The sequence below is a fragment of the Parvibaculum sp. genome (genome assembly GCF_049651025.1).
Classification (GTDB): Bacteria; Pseudomonadota; Alphaproteobacteria; order Parvibaculales; family Parvibaculaceae; genus Parvibaculum.
Window position 1 is genome coordinate 1 of the sequence record NZ_JBASBH010000005.1, and the last position, 10,169, is coordinate 10,169.

The window sequence follows — 10,169 nt, forward strand, 5'->3', positions numbered from 1 at the left end:
CCCATAGACGAGGCCGACATCGGCGCGCGCGAGAATGCCGCCGAAGCGGGTCGCTGCCTCCACAAAGGCTGGTTCGCTCCCGCTCTGGGAGCCGCAATAGACACACACATTGGCGAGTTTCATGGGGGGATCCGGAAGGTTCTGTCTCTGAATGGGCATTTTATAGTGGTGCCACATTTGCAAGATAGACGATAATTCAGGCTGCGGTCCCGCTGGTTGTTTCGGCGTGGTGCAGCTTTAACCATGCGAGGGGCGGGCGATGCGGAATAATGGTCTTATAGCAGGCATAGTTGCGGGCTTGCTGATAGTCGTGATCGGCGGATATTTCTTTTTCTTCCACAAAGCTGCAACGCCTCCTGCCGAAACCGCGCCCGGTGTCGAGCAGGCGGGGCAGGCGCCCGCCGAGCAGGCGCAGGACAAGAGCATCCCGACCTTCGACATTGTGCGCGTCGAGCGTGACGGTTCAACCGTAGTGGCTGGCCGCGCGCTTCCCGGCGCCAAGGTCGAGGTCAAGGCAAATGGCGAAGTCGTCGGCACGGCAACGGCGGATGATCGCGGCGAATGGGTCGTCGTGCTCGACAAGCCGCTGAAGCCCGGCAACATCCAGATCACGCTGACGGCGCAAAATCCCGACGGATCGGTGAAGGATTCCGTTCAGACGGTAGCCGTCAACGTCGCCACGCAGAAGGACAAGCCCGCCCTCGTCGTCATATCCGAACCCCGCAAGGCGAGCCGCGTGCTGCAGGGCCCCGGCGTTCCCTCCGATGCCGGAAACCTCGTGCTGGAAACGGTCGACTATGACCAGAACGGCAATCTGATCATTTCCGGCAAGGCCGATCCCGGCGCTACCATCCGCGTCTATATCGCCGGCAAGCCGGTTGGCGACGCTGTGGCCGACACGGCGGGCCATTGGGAGCTTCGCCCCACCGTCAACATCGAGCCGGGCCAATATGCCCTTCGCATCGACCAGCTCGATGCGGCGGGCAAGGTCGTCGCCCGTGTCGAGCTTCCGTTCGAGCGGGGCGAGCCGGGCGCTGTCATAGCTGCGCTGAAGAAGGGCAAGGTCGTCATTCAGCCAGGCAACAATCTCTGGAACATCGCCCGCGATCTTTATGGCACCGGCTTCAGCTATACGGTGATCTACGAGGCCAACAAGGACCAGATTCGCGACCCGAATCTCATCTATCCGGGACAGGTCTTCACGACGCCCAAAAACTGACGCTCTTGCTTCGCAAGGCGGAATCCTTATCTAAGGGACATGTATTTCGAGCGCCCCGCCAGGGCCGAGAGGATTGGCGGGGCGCCTCCTTATTGGGCATGACCCAAGAGGCTCCGTTCCATGCGTTCAATGAAACACGGAATTGATAACGGTTCGCATCCCGTGACGGGAGGGGCGGCTCCCGCTCAGCCGCGCCGTTTGCAAACGTTGAAGTCGTTCCTGCCATATCTGTGGCCTAAGGGCAGGGGCGATCTGCGCGCCCGCGTCGTCATCGCGATGGTCGTGCTGCTTCTGTCGAAGATCATCACTGTCTACGTGCCTTTCCTCTATCGCGACGCGACGAACCTTCTGTCGCCGAAATCGACAGCGCTCGCCGTCGTCACCGTTCCCATTGCATTGATCGTCGCTTACGGCCTTGGCCGCATCATGATGGTGGTGCTGGCGCAGGTGCGCGACGGCATCTTCGCCAAGGTCAGCCAGAATGCGGTGCGCGCGCTTGCGCTCCAGACATTCCGCCATCTGCATGCGCTCTCGCTGCGCTTTCATCTGGAGCGGCGCACCGGGGGCTTGAGCCGCGTCATCGAACGCGGCACGAAGGCGATCGACCTTCTGCTGCGCTTCTCCGTTTTCAACATCATCCCGACGATCCTCGAACTCATCTTCGTCGCGGTGATCTTCATCTGGGCCTTCAACATCTGGTTCGCGGTCGTCACCGCCGTGACCATCGTCTTGTACATCTGGTTCACCTTCGCGCTCACCGAATGGCGCACGCGCTTCCATCGCGAAATGAACGCGCTCGACACGGAAGCAAACACCAAGGCCGTGGACAGCCTTCTGAATTTCGAAACGGTCAAATATTTCGGCAATGAGGACTACGAAGCCAAACGCTTCGACGCCTCCATGTCGCGCTACGAGCGCGCCGCCGTAAAAACCATGACGACGCTCGCGACGCTGAACAGCGGCCAGACGGCGATCTTTACCATCGGCCTCACGGCGCTGATGCTGATGGCGGCCATGGGCATTTCAAACCACACCATGACCATCGGCGATTTCGTCATGGTCAACGCCTATATGATCCAGCTCTATCTGCCGCTCAACCTGCTCGGCACCGTCTATCGCGAAATCCGTCAGGCGCTCATCGACATGGAAACCATGTTCGATCTGCTGGAAATTCCCTCCGAGGTCGAAGACGCGCCGGGCGCGAAAGCGCTCTCCGTCAATGGCGGCGAAATCGTCTTTGAGAATGTTTCCTTCTCCTATGACAAGGATCGCGGCATTCTCGACAATATCTCCTTCCATGTGCCCGCAGGCCGCACGCTCGCCATTGTCGGCCCGTCAGGCGCGGGCAAGTCGACGATCTCGCGCATCCTTTTCCGCTTCTATGACATCTCGAGCGGCCGTGTGCTGATCGACGGACAGGACATTCGCGACGTGACGCAGAAATCGCTGCGCTCTGCCGTCGGCATGGTTCCGCAGGACACCGTCCTCTTCAACGACAGCATTCGCTACAACATCCGCTACGGACGGCCCGAGGCCAGCGACGCCGAAGTCGAGGCCGCCGCCGCGCAGGCCCAGATCGCCGATTTCATCGCCCGTCTGCCGAAAGGCTATGACAGCGCCGTCGGCGAGCGCGGGCTGAAGCTTTCAGGCGGCGAGAAGCAGCGCGTCGCCATTGCTCGCACCATCCTGAAAAACCCGCCCGTCCTCATTCTCGACGAGGCGACCTCGGCCCTCGATACGCATACCGAGAAGGAAATTCAGGCGGCTCTGAAACGCATCTCGGAAAACCGCACCACACTCATCATCGCCCACCGGCTTTCGACCGTGGTGGATGCAGACGAGATCATCGTCCTCGACCATGGCCGCATTGCCGAGCGCGGCCGCCATGACGATCTGCTGGCCCGGAACGGAAAATATGCGGCCATGTGGAACCGTCAGCGCGAGGCCGATGCCGCTCGCGAGAAGCTGAAAGAGACGCAGGACGAGCCAAGCCCGCTCACGCCCGCCTCCGGTGAGCCTGACGAATCTCTCGTTCCCGTCGGGGGTGCGTGAAGCACGCTGACGGAGTAAGATCGAAAAAGCGGCGAAAGCCGACCACACGCCATTCAAACGAAACGCCGGAAAAGGACATATGGACAGCCTGACCTCGATCCTGGTGCCGATCCACCGCGAAGGCCACCGCTTCGTCATCATTTTTGCGGCCGTCACGGTCGTCTTTTTCCTCCTTTGGCAGCCGCTTGGCTGGATTGGCGTCGTCCTGACGCTGTGGTGCCTCTATTTCTTCCGCGATCCCGATCGCGTCACGCCGCAGCGCGAGGGCCTCGTCATCAGCCCCGCCGATGGCGTCGTGAACCTCATCACCGAAGCCTCTCCGCCGCCGGAGCTTGGCCTTGGCGACATGCGCCGCACCCGTGTCACCATTTTCATGAACGTCTTCAATTGCCACGTGAACCGCGCGCCGGTCGCAGGCAAGGTGAAGCGCATCGCCTATCGCCCCGGCCAGTTCCTGAATGCGAGCCTCGACAAGGCCAGCGACGACAATGAGCGCAACTCGATGGTCATCGAGCGCGCCGACGGTTCTGAAATCGTCGTCGTGCAGATCGCCGGTCTCGTCGCTCGCCGCATCGTCTGCGACGTTGCCGAGGGCAAGGAGCTGAAGGCGGGCGAGCGCTACGGCATCATTCGTTTCGGCAGCCGCCTCGACGTCTATCTGCCCGAAGGCGCGATCCCGCTTGTCGCGCTGGGGCAGACGGCGATTGCCGGCGAGACTGTTCTGGCGGACGGAATTTCCGTCGAGCCGCATCACATCTAGGCTGGGAAGCAGAGGAACTGCGCGTATGGCCAATTCACTTCCGCCTTTCGGACCGCGTCGTGACGGCTCTTCGGATGCCCGGCCATCTTTCGTCAACCGACGCACGCGCTCCTTTGGAACGCTGCCGATCCGCACGGTCATCCCCAATGCGCTGACGGTGCTCGCTCTATGCGCGGGCCTGACAGCCATACGCTTTGCCCTTGAAGCCCGTTTCGAAGCGGCGGTGGTGGCGATCATCGTCGCCTCCGTCTTCGACGCACTGGACGGGCGCGTGGCGCGCTTCCTCAAGGGCACGACGCGTTTCGGCGCCGAACTCGACTCGCTGACGGATTTCGTGAATTTCGGCGTCGCGCCGGTGCTCGTTCTCTATCTCTGGTCGCTGAACGAGATCGGCGGCATCGGCTGGATCGCGGTGCTTGGCTATGCGGTCTGCTGCGCACTGCGTCTTGCGCGTTTCAACGTCGCCCTTGAAGACCCCGACAAGCCTGCCTGGTCGGCAAACTACTTCGTCGGCGTGCCTGCGCCCGCCGGTGCCATGATCGTCATGCTGCCGCTCTATCTGGATTTTATCGGCTTCTCATCGCTGAAGACGCTGCCGCTTCTCATTGCGATGCATTGCTTCTTCGTCGCTTTCCTGATGATCAGCCGTATTCCGACCTTCTCGGGAAAACGAATGGGCCTGCGCATTGGCCGCGATATGGTTTTGCCGATTCTGCTGCTGGTTGGGTTTACGGCCGCAGTGATCCTGAATTACCCGTGGATCGCCTTTACGTCCCTTGCTCTGGGATATCTGGCCTTCATCCCCTTCAGCGTGCTCCGCTACCGTCATCATCAGGCGCGGACATCAAGCGCGTCGATTAGCGAAACCGACGATCTTCCGCTCGATTGACGCTCTGCCCATCCGGCAGACCGCCCCTCAGGCCGGTTGACGTCAACTCGGCCGGGTTTTTGGTGCGCTCTGCGGGAACACGCCGCAAAGCGCCGGACGCATCGAATATAGGCTCAATGCGCCGCGTCCGTGTGTCACGATTTTCTGATAACCGGTTCTCCATCGTCCTGTCCTCACTAACACCGGGCGACCCGTCTTTCACTCGGCTGCCCTTTGTCTGCTTTCTCAGGCAGGGTGGGCAACGAAGTGAAGCAGCCGAAGCCGTCCACTCTCGAGGGCTTTGCTCCGCGCGAGCCAAACATTCCCCTCAGCCATCAACATAGTTGCAGTTTCAGGCGGAAGTTTGGCGTCTTGGAGACAAGTGTGCAGATGTTTCCATCCCAGTTGTATAAATGGCACATATTCTGACGACAGATCGTTGAAGCTACGCACTTTGAAATTCAGTGCTGCCAGCATTTCGCCATATTCATCGATCCTTGCGGGAACGGGTTTCACCGGCTCTGCCGCGCGCCAGGCCTTCAGCGCCGCATCGGGGCGCTCATCGTTGCTCAGCGCGAAATCCGTAATGATAAGGGCTCCATTCGGCGCGAGCGCCCGCTGCAGTTTCGTCAGCAGCGCCTTGCGCTCGGGAATCGCAAACAGCATCTCGCGCGCAAAGATCGCGCCATATCGTCCGTTCTCGAATGTTTCCGTTTCCGCATTGCCCGCGCGGATCGGCGACATATCGCCAAGGCCGACGCGCATCGAAAGCCCGTGTCCCGCCGCCGCAATGGCCGGATCGGCCTCCAGCCCCTCGATCTGAATATTGTATTCCCGGCCGATGCTGCGCGACGGCCCGCCGAGCCCGGCCGCAATGTCGAGGCAGGGCGCCTTCTCGTCGAATGTCAGCCCCTGAACCAGTCGAAGTGCGAAATCTTCGCCGCCCGGCAGGCTGAACCCTTCGCCCCAGAGCTTTTGCAGCATCTCGACGCGGCTCATCGCCGGCCCGAAAACGACTTTCGGTTTGGCGGGCGCGGGCCGCGCGGGTGCCGGTGCGGCCGTTTTTTGGGGGCCGCCCGCTTTCGCGCAAACCTTGTCCAGATCCTTGACGTCGACGCCTTCCCACCAGGCCCGCAGGCGCTTCTTGATACCGGAGAAAGACGAACTCTTTGCCGCGCCCGAGGGCTTTGCCGCTTTGGCCGGGGAGCCGCCCTTGGCCGCTGCAACGCCGGGCAGCGGCACATCATCCGCGCCGCCGGGCCGCTTTTCGGGATGTTCGGCGAGATATTTTTCCAGCGCCACGCGATGGCTGCTGCTCAGCTTGCGCATACGGCGAAAGCGGGCGATGGCCTCGCCCGACATGGTGTCGAGGCAGGCGGCAAAAATCGGCACGGACATCGCCTCAAGCTCGGCGGTGCCTACGGTGGCCAGATTGATGGTTGCACTCTCGCTCATGCATTTCCTGCCGCATTGCACTTCCTTTCTGGAAGCACCTCTTTCACGCGACCCCGGAATGCCGCACCAGAACACGAGCGAAATCCGGGAACGCAACATCCCGTTCTGGCAAAATATTCTTAAAATCCGGTTTCCATAACGCTGCGGTCATTTGTGTGTCTCGCATGAATGCTTAAACTCCCTTCATCTGGGGGCAGGGGGGACGGTTTTCATTCAATGGGTAGCGTGTGGACTCCGGCGCTGAAGGCGCCGCGAACGATAATGGCCTTGTGCATTCTGATCTGCATGGTCGCCGTGGCGGGGCTTCCCCGACTCTCTCTTTCGTCGGATAGCCGGGTCTTTTTCGATCCCTCAAGCCCCGAACTCGTGGAGCTTGAGCATTTCGAGCTGAAATACGGCCAGAATAACGGCGTCCTGATGGTCGTCTGGGCCAATGGCGAAAAGGTGACCAGCCCCAAGGTTCTGACCGCAATCGGCGACCTCACCGCCCGCGCCTGGAAGCTCCCCCATTCGACGCGCGTCGAATCGCTGACCAATTTTCCTCATGTCGCGTCCGATGCGGACAGTTTCTCCGTCGATGAACTGGTCCCCAATCCCTCCAGCGTCACGCCCGCCCGCGCCGCCGAGGTGGAGCGCATCGCGCTTGCCGATCCCCTCGTCGTCAACAGGCTCATTTCCGCCGACGGCAAGGCGGCGGGCATCCTCGTCAACTTCCGCCTGCCCGAGGAAGGCTCGACCCAGGTCCGCGAGATCATCGCTTCCAGCCGCGCCCTGGCAGCGGCCATCGAAAAGGATCATCCCGGTATTCAGGTAAAGCTGACTGGCAACGTCATGTTGCTCGGCACTTTTGCCGAAGCAGCCGTCAGCGACGCAATATTGCTGATCCCGATCAGCCTCATCGTCACCGTCCTGATGATGCTGGTCTTCGTCCGCTCCGTGAAACCGACGCTCGCCATCCTGACGCTGCTCGCCCTGTCGAGCGCATCGGCCATGGGCGTTGCGGGCTGGCTCGGCTTCGTCGTCAACCCTGCCAGCATCGCCGCGCCGATCATCATCATGACGGTCAACATGGCCGCTGCCGTACGCATCGTGACGACGACGATGCAGTTTCTGGGGCAGGGGAAGACCAAGGTCCAGGCGATCCGCGAATCCCTCGCCATCCATCTGCGTCCCGTCACGCTGACCAACGCGACCAGCGCCATCGGCTTTCTTTCGATGAACCTCGCCGAAGCGCCGCCTTTTCGCGACCTCGGCAATATGGTCGGCATGGGCATCGCCTTTGCCTATGTCTTCACCTTCACATGGCTGCCCGCCATGCTGATGATGACCAATCTCAAGGCGACGGTGAACCACTCCGAGCGTGCAATGGTCGCGCTCGGCCATTTCGTCAATCGCTACTATGTCGGCCTCTTTGTGCTCTGTGGCATCATCGTCGTGGCGTCGGGCTTCTGGCTCCAGCGCATCGTGCTCGACGATGACTTCGCCCGCTATTTCGACCAGCGCTTCGAATACCGGCAGGATTCCGACTTTGCCGAGGATCATCTCACCGGCCTCAATATCATCGAGTTCGATGTGGGCGCGGGCCACGACGGCGGCGTTTACGACCCCGCCTATCAGCGCGTTCTGGCGGAATTCCTCGCCTGGCTGCGCGCCCAGCCCAATGTCGTCAGCGTTCTCGGTGTGCCCGACATCACGCGCCGCATCGAGGAGGCGATGAATGCCGGTAAGCCCGGCAGCCATGACACCATCCCCGATGACCCCGACCGCATCGCCCAATATTTCCTGCTCTACGAGTTGTCGCTGCCCTACGGCTCATCGCTCAACGACCAGATCAACGTCTCGCGCTCGTCGAGCCGGGTCACTGTGATCTTGCGTCATGTGACGTCGGCCAAGATCCGCGCGATCAACATGCAGGCGCAGGACTGGCTCGCCGCCAATGCGCCACCGGCCATGAAGGCGAAGGGCATCAGCATCAACGTGCTGTTCTCCAACGTCTCCTGGATCAATATCCGCTCGATGATCGGCACGACGATCATTTCCATGCTGGCGATCGCGTTCATCGTCGGCCTCGCGCTTCGCAGCGTCACCTATGGCCTTCTCAGCATCTTGATGAACGTGCTGCCGTCTATTGTCGGCTTCGGCGTCTGGGGGCTGCTGATCGGCCAGCTCGGATTGGCCGCTTCCGTCATCGTCGCCATGACGATAGGCCTCGTCGTCGATGACACGATCTACTTCCTCATCATGTATCAGGCCGCGCGAAAACGAGGGCTCAGCTCGGAACATGCGATTAACGAGGTCTTCGAAACGGTCGGCACGGCGATGCTTGTCATCACCATGTCGCTCGCCGTCGGCTTCGGCGTTCTGATCGCCTCGGGTTTTGAGGTTAACCGTGCGCTCGGCGCTCAGACGACAATCGTCATCCTCGCCAACCTCTTCATCGACTGGCTGATGTTGCCGCCATTGCTGCGAATGATGGATCGCTGGCGACAAAATAGGGTGAATACGGAGTTAATCGAGCGAAAATCTCCCTGATGCAATTTGAATGCGGAATTATCGGCAAAAAGTGTCGTTAACCATTTGGTAAGGTTTGCAAATTGTTAACGTCTATGATTCCTTACGGCGGTACCGAGTGAGAAGGTGGGGCTTACGATGCGGACTTATGAAGAGCTGACAGGCGCTGAGGGGCGGCGCATGTTTTACAGAGCCGAGCGGTTCAAACCGAGCGATCTGTTCAAGGAAGTTGTGCCGAGTGTCACGCTCGGCAACGAGCGCGCCGCTCTCAAGAATCTGAGCATGACCGGCGTCGCCTTCCAGTCGAACCAGCAGGATGGTTGGGACGAGCGCCTGGGGTCGGAGGTTCCCTTCGAGCTTCGTGTAGGCGAGGACATGCTGTTTGCCGGTGCAGGCCGCGTGCGCCGCATCGAGCCGCATGGCAATCGCACGACCGTTGCGCTCGAATTCACTTCCGGCTTTCTGGATATTCCCGCGATCGTCACCGATCACGACAATCTGCTTCTGACGCGCGCGCTGGCCGATCCGGCATTCGGCACGTCGGAGGGCATCCTTCCCGAATTCGTGCAGCTCTGCACCGAGATCGTCAATCTCTTCCGGTCTTACAAGCAGCTCCTCGAAAGCTATGAGGCAAAGCTGACCGCGACGGGTCGCGAGCGCGAGCAGAAGCTTCTCGAGGCGTTGATCGCCTGCGAGGACCGCATCGTTCCGCAATGGAAAGAGCTTTGGTATCGCGGCAGCGACGTGCTTGAGCCGGTTTGGGCCGATCCGCAAACGCTCGCCCGCCACAAGCGCTATGCCGAGCGCGTGCTGACGCCGGACTTCATGCCCGGTGCCGTCATGCGCCGCTGCTATGAAAAGCCGCTGGGCTATCCCGGCGACTATCAGATCATGAACTATGTCTATGAGTGGCAGCGCGTCGGCGACACGCCTTACGAAAAGCTGCTGCATCGCATCGGCATCGAGACCGGCGCCTGCGTCGGCACGCGCCTTCGCATGACGCAGAAGGTCTTGCGCGAGCGCATCGCCGAGCAGCCCGGCGACAAGCCGATCAACATCGCCAATCTCGGCTGCGGTTCCGCTTACGAGATTTACGACTATCTGAAGATCGACCATCTGCCGCGTCCGGTGAACGTGACGCTGATCGATCAGGATCAGGGCGCGCTGAGCCATGCTTACGAACATGCCTATCGCGAAGTCGTGCGCCATGCCGGTCGCGCAAAGCTGCAATGCCTTCAGGCATCCTTCGCGCAGCTTCTGAAAGCCGGTGCGCTCTTCAAGACGCTGCCGCCGCAGGACGTGAT

7 protein-coding genes are annotated in these 10,169 nt (G+C 60.9%); 6 read left to right on the forward strand and 1 reads right to left on the reverse strand.

What is annotated here, in order from left to right; translation table 11 throughout:
- Positions 1–259 precede the first annotated feature (259 nt).
- The 4 genes from WA943_RS00280 to pssA all read left to right on the forward strand — a co-directional run bounded on the left by WA943_RS00280 (position 260) and on the right by pssA (position 4,920).
- On the forward strand, positions 260–1,219 hold the full coding sequence (locus tag WA943_RS00280) for an Ig-like domain-containing protein (protein ID WP_424467511.1): 960 nt from the start codon (positions 260–262) through the stop codon (positions 1,217–1,219).
- Between the two features lie 120 nt (positions 1,220–1,339).
- Entirely contained in the window at positions 1,340–3,271 is a 1,932-nt protein-coding gene (locus WA943_RS00285) for an ABCB family ABC transporter ATP-binding protein/permease (RefSeq protein WP_424467513.1), read from the forward strand.
- Positions 3,272–3,290: 19 nt separating this feature from the next.
- A complete protein-coding gene (locus WA943_RS00290) occupies positions 3,291–4,031 on the forward strand; it encodes a phosphatidylserine decarboxylase (RefSeq protein WP_424467523.1) in 741 nt (246 codons plus the stop codon).
- Positions 4,032–4,056: 25 nt separating this feature from the next.
- A complete protein-coding gene (gene pssA, locus WA943_RS00295) occupies positions 4,057–4,920 on the forward strand; it encodes a CDP-diacylglycerol--serine O-phosphatidyltransferase (protein ID WP_424467515.1) in 864 nt (287 codons plus the stop codon).
- A gap of 225 nt (positions 4,921–5,145) precedes the next feature.
- Here pssA and WA943_RS00300 read toward each other — a convergent pair whose 3' ends face one another.
- Positions 5,146–6,354 carry a methyltransferase domain-containing protein gene (locus tag WA943_RS00300; RefSeq protein ID WP_424467517.1) on the reverse strand — a complete coding sequence of 403 codons (1,209 nt, stop codon included), beginning with the start codon at positions 6,352–6,354 and terminating at the stop codon, positions 5,146–5,148.
- Positions 6,355–6,615: 261 nt separating this feature from the next.
- Between WA943_RS00300 and WA943_RS00305 the strand changes: the two genes are divergently transcribed.
- Together WA943_RS00305 and WA943_RS00310 are read left to right on the forward strand one after the other, a co-directional pair.
- Positions 6,616–8,886 carry an efflux RND transporter permease subunit gene (locus tag WA943_RS00305; RefSeq protein ID WP_424467519.1) on the forward strand — a complete coding sequence of 757 codons (2,271 nt, stop codon included), beginning with the start codon at positions 6,616–6,618 and terminating at the stop codon, positions 8,884–8,886.
- 159 nt (positions 8,887–9,045) lie between these two features.
- Positions 9,046–10,169 (forward strand): PilZ domain-containing protein (locus WA943_RS00310; protein ID WP_424467521.1); only part of this gene is annotated, 1,124 nt, incomplete at its 3' end.